This window comes from Pseudomonas sp. PAMC25584 (assembly GCF_058135675.1).
The window spans coordinates 3,237,419-3,264,084 of sequence record NZ_CM176870.1; the positions used below are offsets into that span (position 1 = coordinate 3,237,419).

Genomic DNA, 26,666 nt, shown 5'->3' on the forward strand with positions numbered 1-26,666 from the left:
CTCCCACCCTTTGAACCGCGTGCCAACGCGGTTTCAACCGATCACGACACCCTCCCCCGACCAATTGCTCACGCCCACCAGCGTCACCGAATCCGCGCCAAAACTGATTACCGTATCGCCACCCACTACCTTGGTGTGCTCGCGATAATCCAGGCTGTCCTGCACATCCGTGAACACCAGTTTGTCGGTTGACTGATAGCCGATCACCCGATCCTGACCAAACTGCCCGCCGAACAGAAAGGTGTTATGGCCACTGTTGTCGCGGAGGGTGTCGTTGCCTTTGCCGCCTTCGATGAAGTCCGCGCCCTTACCGCCCTGGATCAGGTCATTGCCGTCGCTGCCGATGATGAAGGTGTTGCCCTTGTGCGGCTCGGCATTGCGGTTGAGGTCCTGCACCCAGGTAGTGGCCCGCGCCGGATCGGACAGGTTGGCGACGATCACCGTAGAGTCCCGGCTCATCTGCTCGTAGAACCCGGATCCGAGAACCCGGGCCAGGCCATCGCCATAGCCGCTGGGCAGGTGTGACACCCAGGTCGGCAGGTTGGCAATGGAAAACGGCAGCACGTTCCACAGCGTCGAGGCGTAGTGATCGTTGAAGCTGACGATGTTGTCGGTGGTCGATTCGTGGGGTTTGTCATGCACGCCCAAGGACGACAGGTTGAAGGATGAACCGTCCAGCGCACGGAATACCGGGTCGTTTTCATAGCCGATATTCAGCACCTTGTCTCCAGCGCTCTGGGTCGGCGACGCGTAGGCCACATAGTTGGCGTCCGTGTAGAACCCCGACCATTGCTGGCCGCTCAACTCCGCCATGCTGTTGACCGCCAGCCCGCCCAGGCTGTGGCCGCTGACCACCACGTCGGAACCGCTCAGGCCATGGGCGCCGGCATAGTCGGCAAGCGTTTTGAGCAAACCGCCAAAGGCTTCGCCGGCGTAGTTCTTCGCGTAATCCTTGGGGCCCAGGGCGGCGAGCAGATCGCTGACCAGATCACCGATGGAATCGCTGATCAGGCTTTCCCGCGGCCCCGACGTGCCGCGAAAGCCGATGCCGATTTCGAGCAAACGGCCCGCGTCATCGTACTTGCCCAGCACCTCGACCTGCGCGGTGGTATAGCCAGCCTTTTCGCCAAAAAACGTGCCTCGGGCGTCGACCTTGCCACCGTAACCCAGGGTGCTCGCGCTGATCGGCGTCCATCCGGCGTGTTGTACCGCTTCCAGGGCGGCTTTTTCCGAGTCGGGATTCCACGGGATACCGGGAATCACGCCTTGGGAGTCGGAACCGCCAAGCAATGCACCGACCAGCGTCGCCGGCAAGCCAACGCCCAAGCCGTTGTGCTGATAACCCACGGCAAAGCCGTTATCCAGGTTGTGGTAGGTATACAGCGTGATCGCCATCGCATCGGTGAACAGCGCCTTGGAACCCTCGGTGCCGAGGTTTTTATAATCAAAGATACCCATCGGTAGTGCCTCTCTGTTGTTGGACTTGTCGAGAAAGCGCAATGACGCCCCAGGTGGCGCTACGGCTGGTTGCGCACCGGCCCAAATGCCTCATCGACTTGCGCCAGGTCGGTATCGCGCAGGTTGCCGGCGTAGTAGTGCAGTTTGGTCCAGGCCATCAGGTAGTCGTAACGCGCCTGGGCCAGGTCGCGCCGGGTGCTGTAGAGCTGCTGCTCGGCGTTGAGCACATCAAGGTTGACCCGCTCGCCGCCGAGGATGCTTTGCCGGGTCGACACCACCAACGCCTCGGCCGAGGCCAGGGCTTTCTGGTACGCGCGTAGCTTGCTGACGCCCGACAGGCAGGCGCTGAACTGGCGACGCAGTTCGATCAGGGTTTCACGGGTCTTGCCTTCCAGCTCGTATTCGGCCTGCTCCATGGCGCGACTGGCCTGGCGCGTGGAGGCAGAGACAGCGCCACCGGCATACAGCGGCAGGCTGACTTCGACGCCAATGGTGTTGGTGTCGTAGCGCTGGTTGTAGGTGTTGCCGCTGTCGGACTCCTGCTGGCGCGAACTGGCATACGCGGTGATCTTCGGCAGGTGCCCGGCGCGGTTGCGCTCCACTTCATAACGCGCCACTTCCAAAGCCTGGCGTTGCGAGGCCAGCGTCGGGTTGTTGCTGATCGCCAACTCGTGCCAGGTGTCGTAGTTGGCCGGCGTCAGGCTAAAGGCGGCGAAGCGCTGATTGAGCGGCGCGAGGTCGTTGATGTTGACACTCTGCACGCCGATCAACGCGCCCAACTCTCTTAACGAGGCGTCCTGTTCATCCAGCGCCTGGATTTCTTCGGCGGTGGCCAGCTCATAGCGTGATTCGGCTTCAAGAATGTCGGTGCGTGTGCCCTCGCCCTGCTGGAACAGGTGCTGGTTCTGCTGAAACTGCTGCTCGAAGGCCTTTTTCTTGGCGCGGGCGATCTCGATTTGGTCTTGGGCGAACAACGCTTGGGTGTAATAGCTCAGCACCCGCACCAACAGCGCCTGGCTCTTGTCGCGAAAACTTTCATCGGCAAACAGCGCCTGGGCCACGCCCTTGCGGTAGTTGGCATAGGCTTCGTAGTCGAACAGCGGTTGCTGCAGGCTGAAGGTTGAACCGTAGCTGTTGTAATTGCGCTCGTCGCGATAGCTGCCGCCACGTCCGTCAGGCAGGTGCGCTTGGGAATTGTTGCGCCCTTTGTTGTAGTTGTAGGACAGCCGCGGCAGCAGCCCGGCGCGGCCGATGGTGCGGTTTTCCAGGCCGGCGTCGCGCGCCTTGATCGCGCCGAGGAACACTGGATCGTTGCGCAGGGCCTGTTCGTACACATCGAACGGGCCCATGGCGGCCTGGGCAGGCGCACAGGTCAACAGCAAGGCAATGAACAGCGGTTTCATGTTCATTCCTCGGTCAACGCAGAGCCGGCGCGGTCGAGCAGCGGCTTGAACAGGTAATTGAGCAACGAGCGCTCGCCGGTGCGCACGAACATCTCAGCGGGCATGCCTGGCTTGATCACCAGGCCGTGGAGTGTTTCCAGCGCGGCCTCGCTGACGGTGGTACGCAGCACGTAGTACGGCGCGCCAGTTTTTTCGTCGAGCAGTTGGTCGGCGGAAATCAGGCTGACCTCCCCCGGCACACGCGGGGTACGGCTCTGATTGAAGGCGGTGAACAGAATATCGACCGGCAGATGGGTGCCTACCTTGTCCACCAGGTGGACCGGCAAATGCCCCTCGACTTCCAACCGCGTGCCCTGGGGCACAATTTCCAGCAAGGTTTCCCCGGCGCGCACCACCGCCCCTTCGGTGTGCACGCCAAGGTTGACCGCAATGCCATCGGCCGGCGCGTTGATTTCGCTGTGTTGCAGGTCGAACCCGGCGGACGTGAGTTGCTGCTCCAGTGTCAGGCTGCGCAGTTGCGCGTCGGCCAGTTGGCTGCGCACTTCCTTCTGGTATTCCTCGCTGTGCTGCTGCAGTTTGAGCCGCGATTCGAGGATGCCCTGCTCCACGCGTCCGCTTTCGCCAGTGTTTTGCGCCAGGTCCTGTTGCACCTGGGACAACTGGCGCTGGTACTCCATCAAGCGGTTGCGTGGGATGTAGCCATTGTCGGCCAAGGGCTGCAGATTGCTCAGTTGGTCGCGCAGGGATTGGGCCTGGGCGGTCAGGTCGCTGCGCGCGCGGCGCATGCCATTAAGCTGCGCCCTGGCGCCGTCGATATTCGCGCGAATCCCCGCCTGTTCACGGGCCAAGGCTTCGCGGCGGCTGCTGAACAGTTGGCGTTGGCCTTCTAACACCAAGGCCAGCGCGGAGTCGGGAGTGGCGCTGAGCTCGGCGGGAAAAACGATGACGGAGAGATTGTCGCGTTCGCTCTGCCAACGCGCCACACTGGCCCAGGCCATGCGGTACTGCGCTTGCAGCGATTGCACATCAGCCTGGTTCTGGGTCTGGTCGAGACGAAACAGCGGCTGGCCCTGTTTGACCGTCTCACCTTCACGCACAAGAATCCGGCTGACCACACCGGGGCTGAAGGTCTGCACCGCCTTGCGCTTGCCCGAGACCACCACGGTGCCCTGTACCGGAATGCCCTGGTCCAGCGGCGCCAGGCTGGCCCAGAGGAAGAACCCACCGGCGCCGAGCACCGTCAGCCACCAGCCCATGCGCACAAAGAAACCAGCGTCGCGTTTTTCAACAGTAAGCATGCTCATGCGCCTGGATTCCTTCCGGCTTGATACTGACGACTGAAACTGACGCCGGTTTTTTCCTTCGGCGTCTCTTGCTGGCCGGACAACGCGCGCAGCACGTCCTGGCTCGGCCCAAACGCCTGCAGGTGGCCTTCGTTGAGCACCAGCAACTTGTCGGCCTGGGCCAGGGCCGAAGAGCGGTGGGTGACAAGAATCACGCTGCTGCCCTGGGCCTTCATCTGCACGATGGCGCTGGCCAGCGCGGCTTCACCGACGGTGTCGAGGTTGGAATTGGGTTCATCCAGCACGATCAGCCGCGGCCCGCCATACAGCGCACGCGCCAGGGCGACCCGTTGCTTCTGGCCGCCGGACAGGCCGCCGCCGTTGTCGCCCAGCACCGTGTCGTAGCCTTGGGGCAGGCGCAAAATCAATTCATGTACGCCAGCCTGTTGTGCCGCCTGGACCACCTGTTGCGGGTCGGCATCGCGAAAGCGCGCGATGTTGTCGGCAATGCTGCCACTGAACAGTTCGATGTCCTGGGGCAGATAGCCAATGTGCGGGCCGAGATCGTCACGGTCCCAGCGGTGGATATCCGCGCCATCCAGGCGCACGGTGCCGGCCAGGGTTGGCCACACGCCCACCAGCACACGGGCCAGGGTGGACTTGCCGGAGCCCGACGCGCCAAGCACCCCCAGCACTTCGCCGGCGCCCAGGTTGAAGCTGACCTGATGCAGCGTCGCCAGGCGTCGACCCGGCGGGCCGGCGCTGACCTGCTCGAAACCCACCTGGCCCTTGGGCGCGGGCAATGCCATCTGCGCGACTTCCGGGGGGAACTCGCGCAGTAACTCGTCAAGCCGCTGATAGGCCAGCTTGGCCGAACTCCACTGCTTCCACACCGCAATCAACTGGTCGATCGGGCTGAGCACCCGGCCCATCAGGATGGAACCGGCGATCATCATCCCGGCGGTCATCTCGCCTTTGATCACCAAAAACGCACCCAGGCCGAGCACCAACGATTGCAGGCACAGGCGCAGGGATTTGCTCAGTGAGGTGATCACCGAACCGGTGTCGCTGGCCGTGTTCTGCAAACCCAAAAACTGTGAATGCACGGCAAACCAGCGCTTGCGCAATGCGCCGAGCATGCCCATGGCCTGGATGGTTTCGGCGTTGTGCAAATGGCTGGTGGCCAATTGGCTGGATTGCTGGGAGTAACCGCCGGCCTCACCCAGGGGCTTCTTGGTCAGGTATTCATTCAGGCAAGCCAGGCCGATCAGCAACAAGGCCCCCGCCGTGGCCAGCACGCCCAGCCACACGTTGAACAGGAAAATCACCAACAGATAGATCGGAAACCACGGCGCATCGAAAAACGCGAACAGCGCCGGTCCGGTGATGAACTGGCGGATATGGGTCAAATCAGCGAGGGATTGCCCGGCATGCCCCTGGCCGCGCTGCAGATTGCGTTCGAAGGCGGCTTTATATACGCGCAAGTTGAAGCGTCGCTCCAACTGGCTACCGATGCGGATCACGATAAAACTGCGGATCACTTCCAGGCAGCCAATAAAGGCGAAGAAGCCTACGACCATCAGTGTCAACATCACCAGTGTGGTTTCATTCTGGGAGGACAACACGCGGTCATACACTTGCAGCATATAAATGGACGGCACCAGCATCAGCAGGTTAATCAATGCAGTGAAACAGCCAACGCTGATCAAAATACTTTTATATTCACCCAACGCCTTGAATAACGGCGCGACGACTTGGGGCTTCGCCATAGTGTTTGATCTTCCTTGAGCCCAATGACCGGCAATAGTTGCCCCAGCCCCTAAATAAGCGGTGGCCAACTAGTAAACTCGAGTTATAGCGTTATAACTGGAAACTAAGGTATTCGTTGCAATATCACGAGAACGCCGGATGGCGTGCGTGCCTGGTATTCACCGTCGCGCTGGCGATTCAAGTGGGTAATCCCTGAGCCTTCGGCATTCATCAACCAGATCCCGTCCGGTGTCGGTGACCACGTCAGGGGTTTGTCCCCCAGCCACTGCTCAACACATGCCACGTCGCCACCCAAGGCGTTGGCCTGCTCCAGCAAATCCAGGGCGCAGACCTGACCCTCTCGGTGCAGTTGCCAATGTCCGGCCAACTGGGCGGCGGTGGGTAAAACAAGACTGCTAGCCATTGCGTGGGCTCCTGCCGACACGAACAACACCTGTAGGACACAGGCGATCAAATGAGAAAAACGCGGCATGTATATGCTCCCTCCTGGAAGCGCGGCGCCGAAGCACCGCGCGCGTGCATCAGGCCACGATGTCGCTGATCGCTGCCTGGCCCACGGTGGTGACGAGGAAATCCGCCACGCCGTGCCCGGAGAAGTCCACGGCCAAGGTACCCAGGTTGGTGCCCGAGGCATAGCTCAATACCGCGTCGCCGGCATGCCCGGTGAACGCGTTGACGAAGCTCAGGCCCGCGCCTTGGGTGATGCCGCTCAGGTCGATCTTGTCGGAGCCGCTGGTGAAGTCGAAGATCTTGTCCGCCGCCCCTGGCTTGGAATCGGAACTGGCACCGAACACAAAGGTGTCGTTACCGGCGCCGCCCCACAGTTGGTCCGCCCCGCCAGCGCCGTAGATGAGGTCGTTGCCGGCGCCGCCCTTGATCAGGTTGGCGGCATTGTTGCCGATGATCAGATCGTTGCCCGCACCGCCGAAGGCGTTTTCCACAGTGACGCCCTTGGCGATGGACACGTTGCCCACCAGGCCGCCAACGTCGGAGAACGAGGTCTCATTGAGGTTGATTTTCTGGTTCTGGGTGAAACCGGAGAAGTCCAGGGTATCATTGCCACCGCCGTCCCAGACCGAAAACACCAGCTTGTCGGCGTTGGAAGTAGCGCTGAGGAAATCACGCCCGGTGTTGGAGTTGAAACCGTAGGTGGTGTCACCCGCGCGGGTGGCGTAGTTGGCGCCGTAGAGCTTCTGGATCGCCGCAATATCGTCGATCAACGGCCCGGAGGCATAGGCTTCGACCCCGCCCTTGCTGAAGTTCTGGTTGGTGTTGCTCTCACTCCAATAACTCATGAGGCTGTAGCCGCGCGTGTCCTGTCCATAGGTCGCGTCGTTGTAGGTCGGGTTGCCATTCCCGGCGTTGTAGTCGCCAGGGTGAGCCAGGCCCAGGGTATGGCCGATCTCGTGGGTCAGGGTCTGCCGGCCGTAGTTGTTCAGGTCCGGGGTCTTGTTGGGCGTGTAGCTGCTGTTGGTCAGGTACCACGAGGTGCCGTCATAGCCCGCGCCGGTGCCGGGCAGATAGGCGAAGGCCGCCGCGCCGTCCTGGCCGCCGCTGTAGTTGCCGAAGGTCATATGCGCATCACCGCCGCTGGCCTTCTCGGTGAAGGCGACGTTGGCGACATCCGACCAGGATTGCATGGCCAGTGCGGCCTGGGCTTTCTGCTGGCTGTTGAACTGGCTAAAGCCCGAGATGCCATGCTTGTTCAGCGTGCTCGAGGAGGCCGAGGTCAGGAAGGTGTAGGTCAGGTCGATCTTGCCGTTGCCGTCAACGTCCCGGTACGCGGCGCCATCGCGCAGCAGTTGGGTGGCTGCCTGGTCAACGGAATAAGAGGGTTTGCCATTGATCGTGAGGTTGCCGCCACGGTCGTACAAATGACTGAAACTATCAATTTGCGTATACGCAGTGCTGGCTTGCGCGGCAGATACAATAGCCTGGTCTTTTACTTTTGACATAAACGTACTTCCTTGTGTGCAAGTGCATCAGTCTTGGGTCGATAGGAACCTCGCTGGCGAGATCGTCCTATCACTCGCCTCTTTTGAAGGCGTCACGAAACTGACACAACTTGAAATCTTTCGTCTACCTCTATTTGCGCAGTAAAACCGACCCATCGGCAACTTAAGCAAGTCGTGTGCAATGTTTGCAGGGGGCTAGTTGCTTTTGTCCTACAAAAAGCAGCGCGCTGTTATTTAAATATTAAATAGCGGTAAAGCCGCTCAACTTGAGCGGCGCACTTATTTAAATGGATCCAATATATTGTTACGGTGTCATTGGCGACATTAAAGAGCCACCACCTTTATAAATACACAGAATTATCGGCAACTGTTCCAGCCCGCCTGGCGCAATGCCTGCAACAGTGTCTCGCCGTCCAAACCCGGCACCTGCACCCCGTCATCGGTGGTCATGCTTTCACCGGCCAGCATGGCATTGATGATCGCCTCCTCCACCGCCTCCGCCGCCGCGAGGAACAACGGGGAAATATGATCGTTATTGACCATCTGTAACGCGGTGCTGAACGCCAGGTCCTTGCGCCCGTAATCCGCCGGGGGCAGCGCCTGATTACCGGTGGCGAAGGCCAGGAATAGGTCACCGCTGGAATCCTCGGTGCCGCCGCCGGTGCGCGCAATCCCGATGGACGCGCGCTGCGCCAGGCGTTGGCATTGATGGGGCAACAAGGGCGCGTCGGTGGCCAGGATCACCACGATCGAGCCCATGCCCGGCGTGCCCCGCTCGGCGAACGGCGACGCGATCTCCATCAAGTGCCGGCCCACCGGGTAGCCGTCGACCCGCAATTCCTGGCGCTTACCATGGTTGGCCTGCACCAGCACCCCGACCGTCCAGCCGCCCTGCTCCGCCGGCAATCGACGCGACGCGGTGCCGATCCCGCCCTTGAATTCATGGCAGATCATCCCGGTGCCGCCGCCCACCGCACCTTCCTGCACCGGGCCGCTCTCGGCGTGCTCCAGCGCTTGGCGCACATGCGCAGGCTTGACGTGCTGGCCCCAGATATCGTTCAGCAGGCCGTCGTAGGTTTCCATCACCACCGGCATGCACCAGTACACGGCCGGATCCGCCAGGCGCTCGCGCTCCAGGGCAATCAGGGTGTCGCGCACAATGCCGATGCTGTGGGTGTTGGTGATCGCCAGTGGCGTGGTCAACAGCCCCGCTTCGCGGATCCACTCCAGGCCCGTGGCATCGCCATTGCCGTTGAGCACGTGATACCCGGCAAAGCACGGCTGGTGCCGCGCCTCGCCGGCACGCGGCTGGATCACCGTGACGCCGGTGCACACCTGTTTACTGTCGACGCGGGTCTTGAGCGTGCTGTGGCCGACCCGGACCCCGGGAACATCGGTGATGGCATTCAACGCGCCGGGTGTGCCCAACCCCAACGTGATGCCCAATTGACGTGCGCGCATAACCACTCCTTACAATTTCTGATACGCCGGACTCGACCGGCCACTGATGCAATACAGAATCACCGACAGCGCCAACAAGCCGATGATGACCATGATGTCGCGCACCGACGCCTCAGCGATCAAGGTCATCAACAGATACCCGGCGCCCAGCACCGCCAGCAATGCCGGCAGCGGCCATAAGGGCATGCGATACGGATGCGCGCGCTCATGCAGCAGCACCCGGCTCATCAGCGCGCTTAGCGCCACGATCAGGTACACCAGCATGATCAGCAGCACGCTGAACGAGGTGAGGTCCGCCAGATTGGAGCTGAAACTCAGCAGCGCCGAAGGGATCGCCAGGAACAGCGTAGCCAACCAGGGCGAATCCCAGCGCGGGTGAATGCGTGTGAACAGCGTGTTGATGGTCGGCGTCCACAGGGCATCGCGGCCGCTGCTGAACACTACGCGGCCGATCTGGATCACGATGGCGACGATGGCGTTGAACACCGAGAGAAAAATCCCGGCACTGACCAGGCGTGACAAGGTTTCGTTGCCGTGGCTGGTCAGCAGGTAGCCGATGGGGTCGGGGCTGCTGATCATCGCACTCAGCGATGGCGCGCCAATCAGCAGCGCCGTGATTGGCACCAGTTCAATCACCACCACCAGCCCCAGGGACCACAACACCGCTTTGTGTACGCCCTTGCCGCCGCATTTCATGTCTTCGGCCAGCAGCACCGCCGGCCCGTAGCCATTGAAGGAAAACAGGCCAATGCCGACCGCGCCAATCACCAGGGCCCAAGGCGCCAGGTGCAACATACCGTTTTCGACGATCTGCGGCTCAAACAACACGCTGACCGGCTGCACCGGATGGCCGAAGCCGAGGAACACGATCACCAGCAAGGCCGCCACTTCCAATAGCAGGCAGGTGCCGGTGATCCAGGCATTGAGCTTGATGTTGAGGATGCCCAGGGCGTAACTGCACACCACAATGACCAGGGCGACGGTTTGTGAGTCGAACTTAGTGCCCAGGGCGTTATTCAAGTAGGTCGCCGCGCCCGTCGCCAGTACCGGCGGGATAAACAGCAACATCACCAGCACCGTCAGGAACGTCGCATAACCCGCCATGCCGCCGAACACCCGCTTGGCATACACGTATTCTCCGCCGGCGCTGTTGTGGGCGCGGCCCAATTCGGCGTAGCAAAAGGCGAACATCAGCGCGAGCAAGGCGGCCATGACAAAAGCCAGGAACACGCCGCTGCCCGCCTGTTGAATGGCGAACGGGGCGATCACGAACACCGAGCTTGCAGGCGTCACCGCCGAAACGGTAATGGCCACCACATCGAAGACGCTCAGGGTGGGCTTGAGCACGCCGTCTGGCGCGGGGGAAGCACTCATATCGTTATCCTCTGTCGTTGTTTTTGGTGTGAGGCAGAAACGAAAAGTCTGAAAGTCGTGGGATATGTTTCCCACTCAATGATGGCGACGTTAAAGCCAGAGGTGTTGTCAGCCAATTCCCCTATTGGCGTACTCCCCTTGACGACACCCGCTAAAAACCGAACCCTTGGCCGATCTTTTGATGACGGGAGACTGTGACATGAGCCTGTTCCGGGAAGTCGGCATGCACGCGGGGCTGGGGCGCACCCTGTCACAGATCGGCACCGAGCGATTCTGGAAACAGCTGGTGCTGTTGTTGCACCAATGCCTGCCGTTCGATAACGCCCTGGCGATTTTCTACCCGCTCGACGGCCTGCCCCAGGCCCTGGAGGAATACGACGCCCAGCCCAGCAGCAAACCGGCGTCGATGCTGGTGTACCTCAACGGCCTGTACGTGCTCGACCCGTTTTTCCAGGCTTGTCGCGAAGGGTATGCCAGCGGCGTGTACCGCCTGGAGGAAGTCGCGCCGGACCATTTTCGCCAGAGTGAATACTTCCTCAACTACTTCCACGACAACGTGCTGGAAGACGAGGTGCAATTGATCCTGCAGTTGCCTGGCGCGGGGACGTTATCGCTGTCACTGGGCATGCAGCGGCGCTTCAGCGTTGAAGAAACCGGGCTGATGACCACGTTGGCGGCGTGGGTGCTGCCGTTGATGCAGCAGCACTGGCAGCAAAGCACCCAGCGTGTACCGGCGGCGCAGGCCATGGCCAGCCAGATTCGCGATGCGCTGAGCCATTTCGGCTGCGGCGTGCTCTCGGACCGCGAGCTGGAGGTCGCCCGTTTGGTATTGCGCGGGTTCTCCTCCAAGGCCATGGCCGAGCGCCTGAGCATCTCGCCGGACACGGTAAAAGTGCATCGCCGGCACCTGTACGCCAAGCTGGATATTTCCTCGCAGCCGGAGTTGTTCTCGTTGTTTATCCAGTCGTTGGGGCATGATCTGGAAAATCCGTAGGCGGGCCGCGCGATTCGCGGTGCGCGCATTCCTTGGGGATCTGGATTGGCCAGGTCGCCGGTGTGGCTGGAGCGGCTCAGTGCATGAAACTTTCCATGAAACCGGCCACGCCGATCGCCAGTTTGCGGCGCCAGGGCGCGGTATCGGGGTTGGCCAATACCTGGTCTTCATGCACAAAACTGCGAATGATCGCGTTGTAACCCAGCCATCGGCACGGCTCCGGCTCCCAGGCCTTGAGCGCCTCCAGGCCGCGTTCGCGGATGACCCAGGGCTGATGGGTCAACGGCGTATCCAGGCCCAGGATCAGGTCGGCCAGGGTGCGACCGCCCAGGTTGCTTGCACCGACGCCCTCCCCGCCGTAGCCGCCGGACAGCGCGATGCCAGTGGTGTGATCGCAGAGCATGTGCGGTCGGAACTGGCGCGACATACCGAGGTTGCCGCCCCAGGAGTGCGTAATCCGCACGTTCTTCAACTGTGGGAACAGTTCGCCGAACAAATAGCGACGCAACTCCACTTCGCTGTCGGTCAAATCGAAGTCCTCGCGTAATTTGCCGGCAAACTGATAACCGCCACGGGCACCGAACACCAGGCGGTTGTCGGCCGAGCGCTGGCCATAGGTGACCTGGCGACTGCTTTCGCCGAAGGCCTGGCCATGCCTCAGGCCGATTTCGTCCCAAGTGCTGGCGGGCAATGGCTCGGTGGCGACGATCAGGCTTTGCACCGGCAGTTGGTAGCGGCCCAACGGCGCCAAGGTCGTTGCGTAGCCCTCGACGGCCGGCACCACCCAAGCGGCGCGCACGCCGGCCTTTGCAGTGCGTAGGCTGCCGGACTGCCAATGGGTCACGGGCGAGTTTTCGTAGATCGCGACCCCCATGCGTTCCACCACCCGCGCCAGGCCGCGGACCAACTTGGCCGGGTTGATCGTCGCTACATGCGGCGCATAGACCGCGCCATAGGGCTTAGCGATACGCAACTGCTCGGCCAGTTGTTGCGGGCTGAGCCAACGGTAGTCGGCCTCGGTGAGGCCTTGGGCGTAGAGCGTGTCCAGGTAAAGACGCAGGCTGCTTTCCTGCTCGGGGTAACGCGCGGCGCAGTACAGGGCGCCGCCCTTGCGGTAGTCGCAATCAATGCGCTCGCGGGCCAGCACCTGGGCCACTTCGTCGGGAATACCGTGCAGCAGGTCAAACGAAGCACGCCGTTGCTCGGGCGTCAGGTCGGCGAGCAAACGGTCTTCACCCAGCAGGTTGCCCATCAGCCAGCCGCCGTTACGCCCGGACGCGCCGAAACCGGCGGTTTGCGCCTCGATGATCGCAATGTTCAGCTCAGGCGCCTGGCGCTTGAGGTAATAGGCCGTCCACAGGCCGGTGTAACCAGCGCCGATGATGGCCACGTTGACGTCCAGCTCGTGCTCCAAGCTAGGCCGCGCCACAAGCGGGTCGTCCAACTGGTCCATCCATAAACTTATCGTGCGCCATGCCGGCATGCCGGGTTCCCCTACCTCGTTTCGATAGGCTGGATACTAAGGCCGGATGTCAGAGGTTGTCTTGTGCGCGTACACACACAAATGTTGGAGCGACCTGCTGCCCCCATCAGCGCCGAATCAATCGGCTTACCGATACAGGCAGCGGCCAGCGGCGGCCTTCAATGGTTCGTCGGAACCTCTGACTAGTGGCCTTTTGCCCGGCCGCGACGAGGATATGACCCACGTCAACCTATAGGAAAAGAACTGCCGAACGGAACGAAAAAACTCCGCAGACGTGCGCAAACGGGTGCTACTTTTAGACTCTCACTCGCCATGATCTGTAACGGTCCTGGCCCCTGCCGCGAGCTAAAGGAAGCGCTCAATGAACAAGGTGGGCAACATGAACAAAGTGACATTCCCCAACGCCTGTCAACTAATGCGCTGGCATTTTCACCCCATGGGCTTCGAAGGGAGTATGGATGCCCCCGGTAGTATGGTCGCGCGTCTGTTCGACCGCGCCAGTGGCGAGACGCTGATCGCCATCGCCGGCATCCCCTGTGCCACGGTGATGAATGCCGCCGATGTAGAGCGCATCATCGAGGCGGTGGAAGCGGAGCTGGAGTGTTTTGTGCCGCCGCATTTGTTGAGGGCTTGAGCGCGCAAAGCAGGCAGGCTCGCTCACTATAGGGGTATCAGTCGCCTGTTTTTTCGACTGATGCGCCGCTATCGCGGGCAAGCCCGCCCCCACACAGGGCCTGTGCCAGACGAGGCTTAGCGCTGATCGTCAAAAAACGCTTTCTTGGCGTCTACCCGTTCCGATGCCTTCGGTACATTCACAGCCTGGCCCTCGGGCTTTTCTACATACCAGTAGCAATGGCTTATGGCGCGGGTAATGCCGACATAGGCGAGGCGCAGCACTTCGTCTTTTTGCGCGTTGTCATACGGTTCAGTGTCGCCAGCCTTGCCCAGGCCGGCCATCCGGTACACCTGGTTCTTGTAAGGCGAACGGGTGACATGCTGGCAATCCCCAAGCAGGAAAACCGCATCCGCCTGCAGGCCTTTAGCGCTGTGATAGGTCAGTTGTTTGAGCCTGCGCGCTGCGGGCGGCAAACTAGAATCAACATTAATTACAGAGTTAATATGCTCTTTAATCAATAGTTTATCGCTGCTTTTTCGATAAAGCATTAACACCGAATCGCCCTTTTCATAGTGTCCCTGCAGTCGACGCCCCAGCGCCGCATCGTCGCGTTCCAACACCGTAACGGGCACCAACGCCTTGGGTGCGCCGCAGGCCTTGGCCTTCTTGCCGGGGATCGCCGGCGCGGCGCGCACAATGTGTTCGGCGGCATCGATGATGTGCTGATGGCTGCGGTAGTTCTCGCCGAGCATGACGCGGGTGGTACTCGGTGACGGAAATTCCTTGTTGAACTCCATGAAATACTTCGGTGAACTGCCGCGCCAGCCATAGATCGACTGCCAATCATCCCCCACGCATAACAGTGACGAACGCTGAGCGCCGCGTCCGACATGCATGGCCGGTCCACGGCTGCGGATTTCACGCAGGCTGGCGCGCAGCCAGGACACGATCTGCGGTGAGACGTCCTGGAACTCATCGATCATCAGGTGTGACAACGGCCGCAACAGGGGGTCGCTGAGCAACTTGAGGTTTTCCGGGGTGTTTTCGCCAAACAACGAGAACATGCGGTTGTAGGTCATGATCGGCGGCGACTGGTCGAGCAGATGGTCTTCCAGGGCTTTCCAGAAAATGCTCAGGGCCTCGAAGAAGTAACGGTCCGGATCGTCCTTGGCGAAGCTCATCTGGCCCACAGCGCCGGGCACATCCAGACCGAGATTCTCGATGAAGCCTGCAGCCATGACAAAGCAGTCCAGCAACGGCGCCGACGCCAGCTCGCCTTTGACCTTGTAATCGAACCCCGGCCCTGCGCTGGCGTCACCGGCCAGGCTGCTCAAAAGACGCTTAGATGACTCATAGCTATCTAACCATATCAAAGGCTTACGACAGAATGCTTGAAATAAGGTGCGCTTTACCGACCACTCCGCACGTACCGACAGCTTGGCATTGGGGCGGCTGACCTGGGCGTTTTCCCGTGAATCGAAGCCCAGCACGACCCAGGCATCCAGCTCGGGAATATAGCCATGGCAATGAAACTGCGCGCCATTGATCTCTACGGTCTGGCGACTTGGCTCAATCCCCTTGATGGGCCAGGCACCCGCGCGAAACCACAGGTCTTCAATCACGTCACACAGTTCTTCATCGCGCTTGGCGGCCAGTTCCGTTACCGCCATGCGTTTCTGCACGTCCGGGTGATCACGCTCCAGCTCCTTGAGCTGCAAGCCATGGCGCGCCAGCGGTGCAATCAGTTCGCGAAAGCGCGCATGCTGGCCGTGCAGTCGGTGGTAGCAGGCGTTCATCTGCTGGCGCTGTGCCTCATTGAGGCGCAGGTCGAACGGGTTGCTGTCCGCGTCCTCGAAGCCCGCGCTGAGGTTCTCGAACGCCTGCAACCGTTCGAAGCCCGGCAGGCTGCGCACCATCGGCAGGATACGCGAGTGAAAGGTCCGCACTACAGCCTGGGCTTGTTTTATATCAATGGGCTGCCCCCACAAGCTAAGTATTTCCATGAGCTTGTGGATGAAGTCCTTGCGCGACTCACGGGTGAACGTCACCACGGTCATCGAACTCAGCTCGAAGCCCAGGTAATGGGTGAGCAGCAGGATACGCAACACCAGCGAGGTGGATTTGCCCGCACCGGCACCGGCGATCACTGAAGTGGACGGCGTGTCGCTGAAGATCATCTTCCATTGCGCGGCGCTGGGCTGCGCGTGAGCCGGCAGCAAGCGCGCCACATCGGCTTTGATACGCTTTTTCAGATCGGCCGTGAGGGGCAGCCGCCAATCATCGAACAGGCTGTCATCCACCCCCGGCGCACGGTGTTCTTGCGGGCGGAAGTCGCGAATCAGCAAAACTTGCCGGCCTTCCTCGATGCCGTCGGCCTTGCCCTCGCGATAGCCGTACTCAACGCCCGCCTCGTGCCCACTGCGAAAACCATCGGCCTGCCCATGCAGCCAGGAGAACCGGTGCTGCGCGCGCAAGCGGGTCAGACCATGCCCGAACAATCGGGCGGCGAGCCGCTTCAACCACGGCATTTCAGCCAGGGGGCGCAATTCAGGGGGCAGATCAGGCTGTTGTTGCGGCACGCGGACTCCTGCGATGAGCTGGGTGTTGACGAGTGCGCCATGGTCGCCGGAATCGCCACGCAGTTCCAGCCAATTGCTTTGCCGTCATGCAGTTAGGCGATGAAGTGAAAGTCAAAGCGCCCGAAACAAATCCATTAAATCGATAGGAATAAGGCACTTTTTACGCTTTTTATCGATCATGCGCTGTTAGATGATAAGCGCCATCAACGGGAGACGATCATGTTCGAATTACGACCTTTCACCGCCCTGGGCGGCGCCCATCATGGCTGGCTTGACGCCCATCATCACTTTTCATTCGCCGAGTACCACGACCCCAAGCGCATGCACTGGGGCAACCTGCGGGTCTGGAACGATGACATCATCGCGCCCGGCACCGGTTTCCCCCAGCACCCGCACCGCGACATGGAAATCATCACGTATGTGCGCGAAGGCGCCATCAGCCACGCCGACAACCTCGGCAACAAGGGCCGCACCGAGGCGGGTGACGTGCAGGTCATGAGCGCTGGCACCGGGATTGCCCACAGCGAATACAACCTGGAAGCCACCCCCACCAAGATTTTCCAGATCTGGATCATCCCCAACGAGGCCGGCCTGCCGCCGTCGTGGGGCGCCAAGCCGTTTCCGAAAGGTGACCGCGAGGGCTTTGTGACACTGGCCAGTGGCAAGGCCGGTGACAGCGAGAGCCTGCGCATTCGGGCGGATGCGCGCCTGGTGGCCGCCAATCTGAAAGCCGGGGAAAGTGCCGAATACCGCCTGGACAGCGGGCGTCGTGCTTATCTGGTGCCCGCGACGGGAGTGATTGAGGTCAATGGCCTGCGCGCACACGCTCGAGACGGTGTCGCGGTAGAAGATGAACAGCTGTTGCACGTCACCGCGATAGAAGACAGCGAGATCGTGCTGGTCGACCTGGCCTGATCTCGAGGCGAAATGTAGGAGCGGGCTTACCCGCTCCTACATTGACGCAGGTGTGTCAGTTAGCGCTGATGGCACCGTCTACCAATACCTGCGCTTCTTCTACCAACTGCTTGAGGTGATCTGCACCGATGAAGCTCTCGGCGTAGATCTTGTAGATATCCTCGGTGCCCGATGGCCGCGCGGCGAACCAGCCGTTTTCGGTCATGACTTTCAAGCCGCCGATCGCCTGGTTATTACCCGGCGCATGGCTGAGGATCTGCTGGATGCGCTCCCCGGCCAGTTCGGTGGACGTCACCTGCTCCGGCGACAGCTTGCCCAACAGCGCCTTCTGCGCCGGAGTGGCCTTGGCGTCGACGCGAATGGCGAACGGTTCGCCCAAGGCGTCGGTCAGGCCACGGTAGATCTGGCTTGGGTCCTGGCCTTTGCGCGAGGTCATTTCTGCCGCGAGCAACGCCGGGATCAAACCGTCCTTGTCGGTGCTCCACACGGTGCCGTCCTTGCGCAGGAACGAGGCGCCGGCGCTTTCTTCACCGCCAAAACCCAGCGAACCGTCGAACAGGCCGTCGGCAAACCACTTGAAGCCGACCGGCACTTCGTACAGGCGCCGCCCAATGCGCGCCGCGACGCGATCAATCAAGCCGCTGCTGACCACGGTCTTGCCCACAGCCGCATCGGCGCGCCAGTCGGGACGGTTCTGGAACAGGTAGTCGATGGACACCGCCAGGTAATTGTTCGGCGCCAACAGGCCGCCGGACGGGGTGACGATGCCGTGGCGATCGTGGTCCGGGTCGCAGGCGAAGGCCACGTCAAAACGCTCCTTGAGACCGATCAACCCTTGCATCGCGTAGCTGGACGATGGGTCCATGCGAATCTGACCATCCCAGTCGACGCTCATGAAACGGAAAGTAGGATCGACTTCGGTGTTGACCACGTCCAGGTTCAAACGATAGTGCTCGGCAATCGCCGACCAGTAGCGCACCCCCGCTCCGCCCAGTGGATCGACGCCCAGGCGCAGGTCGGCGCTGCGAATCGCGTCCATGTCGATCACATTGACCAGGTCGGCCACGTAGCGGTTGAGGTAATCATGGCGATGCGTGGTATCGGCCTTGAGCGCCTGCGCGTGGGTAATGCGTTTAACCCCGGCCAGTCGATTGGCCAGCAGTTCGTTGGCCTTGGCCTCGATCCACTTGGTGACGTGGGTATCGGCCGGGCCGCCGTTAGGCGGGTTGTACTTGTAGCCACCGCTTTGTGGCGGGTTGTGCGACGGCGTGATGACAATGCCGTCGGCCAGGCCGCTGGTGCGACCGCGGTTATAGCAGATGATGGCGTGGGAAATGGCTGGGGTTGGCGTGTATTCATCGCCCTCGGCGAGCATCACATGCACACCATTGGCCGCCAGCACTTCCAGCGCGCTGGCCCCTGCGGGCGTCGACAATGCATGGGTATCGAGGCCGACAAACAACGGCCCATCGATGCCTTGGGCTTCGCGGTACAGGCAAATGGCCTGGCTGATGGCAAGCACATGCCATTCGTTGAAGCTCAGTTCGAACGAGCTGCCACGGTGCCCGGACGTCCCAAAGGCGACGCGCTGGGTGGAGATTGCTGCATCAGGCTGGCCGGTGTAATAGGCCGTGACCAGTCGCGGGATATCGACCAGCAACTGGGCTGGCGCCGGTTTGCCCGCAAAAGGACTGATTGTCATGCATAAACCTCGGAAAGAAGGATTCGGAAAAAATGACAGTTTACTGAGAGTTGGACTACCGCGCGATGTTATCGATCCCACGACAGCAAGAGATTTTTCACACGCTAGGAGGTCTGCGCCTGCAGCAAGGCCTGCGCCAGCGCATCCAATGCCGCGTCCAGGTTCGGGTGCCCGTTGAACACGTGGCTCAGCCGTAGCTGCTGATGATGCAGGCCACTGAGGCTGAACAACTCCCCCGGAGCAATCACCACCTGCTGCGCCAGCATGCGCTGGAACACCTGACGCATGTCCACCGGTGCCGACGAGTGCAGCCAGAAACTCGCCCCGGCCAGCGGCATACGGTAAGTCACCCGCCCTGCCAGGCGCTGATCCAGGCGCTGGCTCATGGCTTCGGCCTGCTCGCGCAGGCGCTGGCGCAGTGTCTGCAGGTATTGATCCAGTCGCCCGCTTTGATACAGGTGGGCAATCGCGCGCTGGCGGATCGACGACAGTCGAAATGAACGCAGCAGGAACTGGCGCTGCAGTTCACTGCTCAGGTGGCGTGACAGCACGTAACCGAACGGCGCTTCCGGGCCGAGTATTTTTTCGAACGACGAGAACACGATCAGCCGTTCCGGGCTGACCAGGTTGCGCAGCGCCGTATGGTTCTGCGCAAAGCCCAACTCGCCAAAGGTGTCATTCTCCAGCAGCCAGCAGCCATATTCTTCCAGCAACTGCGCCACCCGCAGGCGCTCATGGTTGAGCATGGCGCTGCCCGAAGGCATGCCTACCAGCGATGACAGCAACACAAGGTGGACGGATTCATGGCGCAGCAGGTGCTCGAACCTCGCCAAGTCCAGGCGGCCATCGAACTGCCAGGGCAACTCAATGACGCGCACGCCGACAGCCTGCAATAGGCGCAGTATTAGCCAGTCGCAGGGAGACTCGACCATCACCGTGGCGCCCCGGAGCCCCAGCACATCAATGAGAATTTCCAATACGCCGCGCAGATCAGCACCGATATAGACGTCGTCGGCCTGCCAGCAGCGGGTCGGCGATGAGGTGTAACGCGCCGCCAATGCCGTGCGTAGCTCCCACACGCCGCAAGGCTGCGACCAGGGTTGCAACTGACGTGGGTGCCGGCGCACCAGTTGGCGTTCGAGCATCAGCAATGCGCCGTCCAGCGCACCCAGCAGCGCCGGCTCATCACCGCTGAGTACGACCATTCCGGGCCGCCGCGCCGCCGTGTACAAGCGCTCCAGCAGATCGGCACCAGCCGCCATCTGCGGATTGGCTGCCACGGGCCAGGCGAAATAGCCCGATTTGGCTACCGAATACACCCGTCCTTCCTTTTCCAGCAGCGAGTACGCGTATTGAATCGTCGAGATCGACACGTTCAAGAGCGTCGACAGCTGGCGCAAAGAGGGCAGTTTGACGGGCATGTCCAGGCTGACTTCGTTGATCAGGTTGATCATGTAACGGTACACCGCCTGATAGGCGAAATCCGCCTGCCGTTCACCTCGCAGGTTCATGGCTGCCCACCTGGACACACATCCTGGCGCACCCGACTAGCGCCCGAACAACTGAAACGCACGCGCCTCGGCGTTGGTCAGCAGGCGTGCGGCGCGGCGCTTGCGCGCGTCGGCGCCACGCTCAACCTCCAGCGGGCGCTTGCGGTAGAGGTGCTGGAGCAACGACAGCGGCAAGCCGCTGGTGTCGATGGCCCACTGGTGCAGCATCTCGGCAGCCGGCTTGCCCTGGAGCGCCTTGTGCAACTCGGGGAGCGCCACCAGCATGCCGGGATGGCATTCACGCAGGTAACCCTCCAGCCGCTCACCATGATGGATGAAGGGCGAAAACAGCAGACAGGTCAACGGGCCCTCCTCCAAGCCAAAGAACGCTTGGGCGTAGGTAGTCGACAGTGCGCGCCCGTCCTCACTGCCCGCCTCTGCGATCAGATGTTCAGGAATTTGCTGGCGGCACATGCAGTCCATCGCCTGGCGTATAAAACCCGCCACGCCGTCCTCGTAGGACAGCTCGCGCAGGCACTCGGCCTGCAACCCCCGCAGGTGAGCCATGAGTAACGGGCTGGGGTAGGCAGGATGGCTGAACTGAAAACCAAATGGGTCGGGTACATAGCTCAGGAAATCAGTGAGCAGAGGGGTCGAAGCAACATCTACGTTGTTAAACAGGTCGGCGATGCCGATGTAGGCCAAATGGCGATGCCCTCCTCGGCCAGGGCTCTCATGTGCAACGTATTGCTCGCCATAGAGGCTTTGATAACAGCCGTTACTCCATTCCTCCATACGTGCGAACAACCCGGTGAGCGACGCCGGTTTGCCGGGCGGAGTGCTGATGCCGGCCGCTTGGGCCGCGCTTTTCAACCACGCCAGGTACTGGCTCTGCTTGCGTGGCGAGTCACCGCTGACCAGCGCATGCACACCACCGCTCCAAGAGCTGACACGCTGGTAGAAATCCCCCAGGGACAGGTAGGTATCGGTACACAGCGTCGCACGAATATCCCCGGAGGTCAGGTGCCCCACCATCAACACATTGCGCTGACTGACCTCTCTGCCTGCACTTGAGGTCGCGCGCAGGTGGTTGAACGGCTGCACTTCCTGGTTTTCCACCATCAGCAACTCAACCCGCGGGTCGTCATGGAAAAACAGTGTGCTATAGCCGCGCTGGAGGCTGTCCAGCGTGGCCTGGGTCATGCCGACATGTCGTAAAGTCGCCACGCGCAGGTGAAAGGTCCTGGGCGCACGGCCGGCGATGGTCAGTTGCGCCGCACGCAGCAGCGCCAGGGTGTAGCTGCTGACCTCGCCGCCCCCATGGGCAACCAACACTTTGTAATCGCCTACTTGTTCCATGCCGCCGGCAGCGACGACAATTCGCTGGATCAATAATTGAAGTGCGGTACGTTCGGCGCGCGTAAAGTGCCCGACCAAACGTTGCAGAACTTGCTGGTAAACATAGTTCATGGCTTGTTCGTGAGTTGCGCTCATAGTTCTACTACCTGAGTTGAAATATCAGTTTCAAGTAACTGCCGAGATTATTTGCTCGACCCATTAGATGCGTAGAAATGTCGTTCACCGCTCAAGGGTGACGATAAATAAACCTTAGCACGCTGTAACAAATCGACAGGGAACGCCAATTGTGTACCCTTCGCGCCGCCTCTCCTTGAGACCCCTGCGCCAGGGCACACCGGCAACCCTAGGAACGTTCCGACAACGTCCTACACTGACTTGAGCAAGAAACTAAGGACGCATCCGACATAAAGGAAAGATCCAACTTAAAGAATTCAACTTCAATAAATTGGAATTACCTACCCCAACGCCATCACCCTGCCGCCCAGGTATGCATCGCGATAATTTAAGTTCATACGTATCAGGCCGAAAAATCAGACATTCAATCATTGCTCAATCCTTGAGATGACAGTGAAGGCTCGATTATCGGCAATGGCATAATGATTAACAGATACAGAACGCCGCAAGAAACCAGTTCAGATGGCAATTGGGCGAGCCGTTAATTGCGCGCACACACAGATGCCGCGCTGGAATTCAGCGCGGCATCGGGGGCAAACCTCGTATTTTGCGGGGCCTAGCGCCCAAACGGGGGCTTAAACCCTGCGTGGGTTAAGCCCTGACAAATGGCGCATTTGCCCCATCCATTCAGACGCCCGAGTATTCATTTGCGAATACTCCTACAGCTCAAACAGCCTCAACCTGCAATGCGACGCGCTCACGGCACGGGCATTCGTCCATGTAGCGGTGCGCTTCGACGAACTGGCTGAATGGAAACACTCTGGTTTTCAGCGGGATCAGCACACCATCGGCGGTCAGTTGGTTGATATCGCGCAACGCGCGTTGTAATGCCACTTGGTCCTGGACGATGCCCAGTTCCGGTTTGCCGGTGAAGTTGCCGATGCAATGCACAAAGAACTGAATATTCTTCTGGAACGCTGCACAGGCCGGGAATGGCGTCTGGTTACCACCTTGCAAGCCATACAGCACCAGGCTGCCACGCGGAGCCAACACATCGCCGAGTAACGACATCTGTGGGCCGCCCAGGCCATCGAACACCACGTCGACGCCGCGGTTGTCGGTGAACTTGTTAATTTGCATGAGCAGGTCCTGCTCTTCGGTGACGATGACCTTTTCCGCCCCAAGGGACAGCAGGTACTCGCGCTCCGCGCTGTCCTTGGTCGCCGCGATCACCCGCACGCCCAAGGCCTTGCCCAGTTGTACAAAGGATGGACCGGCGCAGTGGCTGGCGTCGGTCACCAAGGCAAACTGGCCGGGTTTGACCCGCGCCAAGTCCACATACGCAAAATACGCAATCAACAGTGGCGTGTAATGCACGCTGGCTTCGATCGGGCTCAAGACATCCGGATAACGGGTCAACGCCGAACGGGGCAAGACGATCTGTTCGCCATACACCGGGTAATCATTGGGGCTCTCGGCGGGAAAGCTGGCGACTTTATCGCCCACTGCCAAGTCATCCACGCCGTCGCCCAGGGCCACAACGACCCCGGCCATCTCATGGCCAAGGCCGGACGGCAAACGTGCGTGGGAAGACGCCAGGTTCTGGCGCCACAAAATGTCGTACCAACTGATGCCAATTGCCTCGACACGCACCTGCACTTCGCCCGGTGCGGGCTGCGCGGCTGCATGCTCTTCGCACTTGAGCACCTCAGCCGGACCAAACTTGTGAAAACGGATCGTGCGGGACATCGCAAACCTCGTCAAAGTAACCTCTATTGCCCTGAACTGTATCTGGGCTTTCCCGGTAAGACCACAGGTCGCCATTAATAGTCGACATGTCTGTCATTGATTCCGCGACTGAGGAATAGACCTCAACTATCGTAGGAAAACTCAATTAGCCGGTGCAGAGTACCAGCCTTTCCCCGTAAGATTCATGCCGGTCATGCTCCGAGACGGAGCCCGCAGGGTTCCTGTGTGGCCGCTCTCGTCAAGTTTAAAGACTCATCCAGGACACAAGATGAACCGTAACGACCTGCGTCGTGTCGACCTTAACCTCTTGATCGTATTCGAAACCTTGATGCATGAGCGTAGTGTGACCCGTGCCGCCGAGAAATTGTTCCTCGGCCAGCCGGCCATCAGCGCGGCGCTGTCGCGCCTGCGCGGTCTCTTCGATGACCCGCTGTTTGTGCGCACCGGTCGCAGCATGGAGCCGTCGGCCCGCGCCGTAGAAATTTTCGCCCTGCTGTCCCCGGCCCTGGACTCGATTTCCACCGCCGTCAGCCGCGCCGCCGAATTCGACCCAGCCACCAGCACCGCCGTGTTCCGCATCGGCCTGTCGGACGACGTCGAGTTCGCCCTGCTCCCCCAATTGCTCAAACGCCTGCGCGCCGAAGCCCCTGGCATTGTGCTGGTGGTGCGCCGCGTCAATTACATTCTGATGCCGGGCCTGCTGGCCTCCGGCGAAATTTCCATCGGCGTCAGCTACACCGCCGACCTGCCGGCCAACGCCAAGCGTAAGGTGCTGCGTCGCAGCCTGCCGAAGCTGCTGCGCGCCGACAGCGTGCCCGGCGCCCTCAGCCTGGACGACTTCTGCGCCCGCCCTCACGCGTTGGTGTCGTTCGCCGGGGACTTGAGTGGGTTTATCGACGAAGAACTCGAAAAGCTCGACCGCAAACGCCACGTGGTGTTGGCCGTGCCGCAGTTCAACGGCCTGGGCACCCTGCTTGCGGGGACCGACATCGTCGCCATCGTGCCGGACTATGCCGCCGAGGCCCTGACGGCAGCGGGCGGCTTGCGCGCGGAGGAACCCCCACTGCCGGTGCGCTCGTTCGAGTTGCACATGGCATGGCGAGGCTCGCAGGACAATGATCCGGGTGAGCGTTGGTTGCGGTCGCGGATTCAGATGTTTTTTGGCGACCCTGATAGTCTTTAGGCGTCGTCGGGCAGCCGGGTCTAATCATGCGGCCTTTTAGTATTCCAATCCCATCAAGTAAAGGTGGACCAGCAGCTCGACAGCGTTCAAATACCAGACAAACAATTTCGCCTGGCCGGTTTGCGGTGATGTTTCGTCGCTGGAGGCAACTAATCTGCGTGATATAAAACTTGAGCGCGTTCTTCATAATTTATCTCTCGTTAACTGGTAACCGAGCGCAAGCATCAGCCGCCACACCGTCAGGTAATGTAATTAGGGTCTTGACTGCCGCCTGCAGCGCGATTTCCACCCGTATATTGTCCGCAACCCTATTGGCTTCGACGGCGGCCGAGCGGGAGTCGGTGCCTCAGCGGTCCATCTCAAGGCATGCTGACGGGCCAACACTCATGCGTGGGTGAGGTACCAGCGCCAGTCCTGCTCTCCGACTTCAGCATTGAATTGACGGAACTCGCGCCATTTGATCGCCAGGAACACCTTTAGGAATTCGGCGCCCAGCGCCTCGCGTGCCCAGGTGGAACGCTCCAGTGCCTGCAACGCTGTCAGCCAGTCGGTGGGTAGAAAATCGGTCGCCTGTTCATAGCCATTGCCCACAATCGCCGCGCCAGGATCGCTTTGATGAGTGATGCCGTGGTGAATGCCCGCAAGTAATGCGGCGGCGGCGAGATAGGGGTTGGCATCGGCACCGCAAATGCGGTGTTCGATGTGCCGACTTATCGCAGGGCCGCCGGGCACGCGGAACGACACCGTTCGATTGTTGACGCCCCAGCTTTTGGCCAGCGGTGCGTAACTACCGGTCTGGAACCGGCGATATGAGTTGGCATGGGGGCAAAATATCGCCAGCGAGTCAAACAAGGTCGCCATCATCCCGCCAATGGAGTGACGCAACAGCGGCGTGCCCTGTGGGTCTTCGCTCGCATACAAGTTGTGACCCTGCTCGTCGGCCAGGCTGACGTGCAAATGCATACCGCTACCGGCCTGATCGCTGAATGGCTTGGCCATGAAGCACGCTTGCAGCCCATGCTTGTTAGCCACGCCTTTGACCAAGCGTTTGTAACGGACGCCTTCATCGATGGCTTGGAGCGCGTCGAAACGATGCTCCAGCGTCAACTCGACCTGGCCCGGAGCGTACTCGGAGATAGCCGTTCGTACCGGTAAACCCTGTAGCGCGCACGCTGCGTAGAGGTCATCAAGAAAAGGTTGAAGCTGCTCCAGTTCGTATACGCCATACACCTGCGGTGCATGAGGGCGTACACCATTGGTCTGCAACGCAGGCTGCGGCCGACCGTTGACGTCGCGCTGTTGGTCCAGCAGGTAAAACTCCAACTCAACGGCCATTACCGGATGGAATCCATCGGCTTTCAGCCGCTCGATGGTGTTCACCAGTACATGTCGCGGGTCGGCCGGTGCGGCAGGAATACCTTGGGTCGGGTGCATGCTCACCTGCACTTGGCCGGTGGGATGGGTGCGCCAAGGTTGCAAGGTCAGGCTTCCCGGTAAAGGGTAGGTCCAGCAGTCGGCGTCAGCGACATCCCAGACCAAGCCTGTCTCGTCGACGTCTTCACCCTGCACGGTCAAGGCGAGAATGGAACTCGGCAGTGGCCGACCATTCTCGTAGATCGCCAGTAACTCGTCGCGATGCAACAGTTTGCCCCGTGGCACACCATTTGCGTCGATAAGGAACAACTCGATGCTCAGTACTTCAGGGTGGGCGGCCAGATAATCTTCGGCCTCTTTTTTATCAGCAAATTGCATGTCAAACCTCTTAGCGCTCATTCAAG

At 60.7% G+C, this 26,666-nt stretch carries 19 protein-coding genes; 4 read left to right on the forward strand and 15 right to left on the reverse strand.

The features are described 5' to 3' along the window. Positions 1-33: 33 nt before the first annotated feature. The 8 genes from ACS5Q8_RS14755 to ACS5Q8_RS14790 all read right to left on the reverse strand — a co-directional run bounded on the left by ACS5Q8_RS14755 (position 34) and on the right by ACS5Q8_RS14790 (position 10,704). Entirely contained in the window at positions 34-1,458 is a 1,425-nt protein-coding gene (locus ACS5Q8_RS14755; RefSeq protein WP_426099816.1) for a polyurethane esterase, read from the reverse strand. 59 nt (positions 1,459-1,517) lie between these two features. Further along, positions 1,518-2,861 carry a TolC family outer membrane protein gene (locus tag ACS5Q8_RS14760; RefSeq protein WP_426099817.1) on the reverse strand — a complete coding sequence of 448 codons (1,344 nt, stop codon included), beginning with the start codon at positions 2,859-2,861 and terminating at the stop codon, positions 1,518-1,520. Positions 2,862-2,863: 2 nt separating this feature from the next. Then, entirely contained in the window at positions 2,864-4,165 is a 1,302-nt protein-coding gene (locus ACS5Q8_RS14765) for an HlyD family type I secretion periplasmic adaptor subunit (protein WP_426099818.1), read from the reverse strand. Next, complete coding sequence (locus tag ACS5Q8_RS14770) at positions 4,162-5,913, reverse strand: type I secretion system permease/ATPase (protein WP_465159072.1); 1,752 nt, start codon at positions 5,911-5,913, stop codon at positions 4,162-4,164. The genes ACS5Q8_RS14765 and ACS5Q8_RS14770 overlap by 4 nt, the downstream gene beginning before the upstream one ends. Before the next feature lie 104 nt (positions 5,914-6,017). Next, positions 6,018-6,386: a protease inhibitor Inh/omp19 family protein gene (locus ACS5Q8_RS14775; RefSeq protein WP_276193072.1), complete on the reverse strand. Its 369-nt coding sequence runs from the start codon at positions 6,384-6,386 to the stop codon at positions 6,018-6,020. A 49-nt stretch (positions 6,387-6,435) separates the two neighbouring features. Beyond that, positions 6,436-7,869 (reverse strand): serralysin family metalloprotease, encoded by a 1,434-nt coding sequence (locus ACS5Q8_RS14780; RefSeq protein ID WP_426099820.1) that lies wholly within the window; start codon positions 7,867-7,869, stop codon positions 6,436-6,438. A gap of 357 nt (positions 7,870-8,226) precedes the next feature. Beyond that, complete coding sequence (locus tag ACS5Q8_RS14785; protein ID WP_276193074.1) at positions 8,227-9,330, reverse strand: DmpA family aminopeptidase; 1,104 nt, start codon at positions 9,328-9,330, stop codon at positions 8,227-8,229. Between the two features lie 9 nt (positions 9,331-9,339). Beyond that, positions 9,340-10,704, reverse strand: a complete 1,365-nt coding sequence (locus tag ACS5Q8_RS14790; RefSeq protein ID WP_276193075.1) for an APC family permease — start codon at positions 10,702-10,704, stop codon at positions 9,340-9,342. A 199-nt stretch (positions 10,705-10,903) separates the two neighbouring features. On the opposite strand from ACS5Q8_RS14790, the gene ACS5Q8_RS14795 reads away from it, so the two are divergent. After that, positions 10,904-11,698, forward strand: a complete 795-nt coding sequence (locus ACS5Q8_RS14795) for a helix-turn-helix transcriptional regulator (protein ID WP_465159073.1) — start codon at positions 10,904-10,906, stop codon at positions 11,696-11,698. A gap of 76 nt (positions 11,699-11,774) precedes the next feature. Here the strand turns inward: ACS5Q8_RS14795 and ACS5Q8_RS14800 are convergent, their stop codons facing one another. Continuing rightward, entirely contained in the window at positions 11,775-13,181 is a 1,407-nt protein-coding gene (locus tag ACS5Q8_RS14800; protein ID WP_465159074.1) for an NAD(P)/FAD-dependent oxidoreductase, read from the reverse strand. A gap of 361 nt (positions 13,182-13,542) precedes the next feature. Between ACS5Q8_RS14800 and ACS5Q8_RS14805 the strand changes: the two genes are divergently transcribed. After that, positions 13,543-13,815, forward strand: a complete 273-nt coding sequence (locus ACS5Q8_RS14805) for a DUF1652 domain-containing protein (protein ID WP_247403740.1) — start codon at positions 13,543-13,545, stop codon at positions 13,813-13,815. A gap of 116 nt (positions 13,816-13,931) precedes the next feature. On the opposite strand, the gene ACS5Q8_RS14810 is transcribed toward ACS5Q8_RS14805, so the two are convergent. After that, positions 13,932-16,376 (reverse strand): UvrD-helicase domain-containing protein, encoded by a 2,445-nt coding sequence (locus tag ACS5Q8_RS14810; RefSeq protein WP_443693404.1) that lies wholly within the window; start codon positions 16,374-16,376, stop codon positions 13,932-13,934. A 219-nt stretch (positions 16,377-16,595) separates the two neighbouring features. On the opposite strand from ACS5Q8_RS14810, the gene ACS5Q8_RS14815 reads away from it, so the two are divergent. Further along, complete coding sequence (locus ACS5Q8_RS14815) at positions 16,596-17,291, forward strand: pirin family protein (protein ID WP_465159075.1); 696 nt, start codon at positions 16,596-16,598, stop codon at positions 17,289-17,291. A 55-nt stretch (positions 17,292-17,346) separates the two neighbouring features. Here the strand turns inward: ACS5Q8_RS14815 and pgm are convergent, their stop codons facing one another. From pgm to ACS5Q8_RS14835, 4 genes are all read right to left on the reverse strand, one after another. Then, entirely contained in the window at positions 17,347-18,993 is a 1,647-nt protein-coding gene (gene pgm, locus ACS5Q8_RS14820) for a phosphoglucomutase (alpha-D-glucose-1,6-bisphosphate-dependent) (RefSeq protein WP_276193082.1), read from the reverse strand. Between the two features lie 104 nt (positions 18,994-19,097). Further along, on the reverse strand, positions 19,098-20,504 hold the full coding sequence (locus tag ACS5Q8_RS14825; RefSeq protein ID WP_465159076.1) for an aminotransferase-like domain-containing protein: 1,407 nt from the start codon (positions 20,502-20,504) through the stop codon (positions 19,098-19,100). A 36-nt stretch (positions 20,505-20,540) separates the two neighbouring features. Next, positions 20,541-21,977, reverse strand: coding sequence for a hypothetical protein (locus ACS5Q8_RS14830; protein ID WP_465159077.1), 1,437 nt, complete (start codon positions 21,975-21,977; stop codon positions 20,541-20,543). A 705-nt stretch (positions 21,978-22,682) separates the two neighbouring features. After that, positions 22,683-23,705, reverse strand: coding sequence for a zinc-dependent alcohol dehydrogenase family protein (locus ACS5Q8_RS14835; RefSeq protein ID WP_276193085.1), 1,023 nt, complete (start codon positions 23,703-23,705; stop codon positions 22,683-22,685). Positions 23,706-23,973: 268 nt separating this feature from the next. Here ACS5Q8_RS14835 and ACS5Q8_RS14840 point away from each other — a divergent pair, with 268 nt between their 5' ends. After that, on the forward strand, positions 23,974-24,888 hold the full coding sequence (locus ACS5Q8_RS14840) for a LysR family transcriptional regulator (protein WP_276193086.1): 915 nt from the start codon (positions 23,974-23,976) through the stop codon (positions 24,886-24,888). Between the two features lie 384 nt (positions 24,889-25,272). Here the strand turns inward: ACS5Q8_RS14840 and ACS5Q8_RS14845 are convergent, their stop codons facing one another. Next, the gene (locus tag ACS5Q8_RS14845; protein ID WP_443693409.1) at positions 25,273-26,640 is read right to left on the reverse strand and encodes a glutamine synthetase family protein; all 1,368 of its coding nucleotides are present in this window, start codon (positions 26,638-26,640) and stop codon (positions 25,273-25,275) included. Positions 26,641-26,666: the final 26 nt, after the last annotated feature.

Bases quoted from the DNA above. Each gene is read 5' to 3' on its own strand.
- ACS5Q8_RS14755 (WP_426099816.1), bottom strand. From the start codon at position 1,458: ATGGGTATCTTTGATTATAAAAACCTCGGCACCGAGGGTTCCAAGGCG.
- ACS5Q8_RS14760 (WP_426099817.1), bottom strand. From the start codon at position 2,861: ATGAAACCGCTGTTCATTGCCTTGCTGTTGACCTGTGCGCCTGCCCAG.
- ACS5Q8_RS14765 (WP_426099818.1), bottom strand. From the start codon at position 4,165: ATGAGCATGCTTACTGTTGAAAAACGCGACGCTGGTTTCTTTGTGCGC.
- ACS5Q8_RS14770 (WP_465159072.1), bottom strand. From the start codon at position 5,913: ATGGCGAAGCCCCAAGTCGTCGCGCCGTTATTCAAGGCGTTGGGTGAA.
- ACS5Q8_RS14775 (WP_276193072.1), bottom strand. From the start codon at position 6,386: ATGCCGCGTTTTTCTCATTTGATCGCCTGTGTCCTACAGGTGTTGTTC.
- ACS5Q8_RS14780 (WP_426099820.1), bottom strand. From the start codon at position 7,869: ATGTCAAAAGTAAAAGACCAGGCTATTGTATCTGCCGCGCAAGCCAGC.
- ACS5Q8_RS14785 (WP_276193074.1), bottom strand. From the start codon at position 9,330: ATGCGCGCACGTCAATTGGGCATCACGTTGGGGTTGGGCACACCCGGC.
- ACS5Q8_RS14790 (WP_276193075.1), bottom strand. From the start codon at position 10,704: ATGAGTGCTTCCCCCGCGCCAGACGGCGTGCTCAAGCCCACCCTGAGC.
- ACS5Q8_RS14795 (WP_465159073.1), top strand. From the start codon at position 10,904: ATGAGCCTGTTCCGGGAAGTCGGCATGCACGCGGGGCTGGGGCGCACC.
- ACS5Q8_RS14800 (WP_465159074.1), bottom strand. From the start codon at position 13,181: ATGCCGGCATGGCGCACGATAAGTTTATGGATGGACCAGTTGGACGAC.
- ACS5Q8_RS14805 (WP_247403740.1), top strand. From the start codon at position 13,543: ATGAACAAGGTGGGCAACATGAACAAAGTGACATTCCCCAACGCCTGT.
- ACS5Q8_RS14815 (WP_465159075.1), top strand. From the start codon at position 16,596: ATGTTCGAATTACGACCTTTCACCGCCCTGGGCGGCGCCCATCATGGC.
- pgm (WP_276193082.1), bottom strand. From the start codon at position 18,993: ATGACAATCAGTCCTTTTGCGGGCAAACCGGCGCCAGCCCAGTTGCTG.
- ACS5Q8_RS14825 (WP_465159076.1), bottom strand. From the start codon at position 20,504: ATGAACCTGCGAGGTGAACGGCAGGCGGATTTCGCCTATCAGGCGGTG.
- ACS5Q8_RS14830 (WP_465159077.1), bottom strand. From the start codon at position 21,977: ATGAGCGCAACTCACGAACAAGCCATGAACTATGTTTACCAGCAAGTT.
- ACS5Q8_RS14835 (WP_276193085.1), bottom strand. From the start codon at position 23,705: ATGTCCCGCACGATCCGTTTTCACAAGTTTGGTCCGGCTGAGGTGCTC.
- ACS5Q8_RS14840 (WP_276193086.1), top strand. From the start codon at position 23,974: ATGAACCGTAACGACCTGCGTCGTGTCGACCTTAACCTCTTGATCGTA.
- ACS5Q8_RS14845 (WP_443693409.1), bottom strand. From the start codon at position 26,640: ATGCAATTTGCTGATAAAAAAGAGGCCGAAGATTATCTGGCCGCCCAC.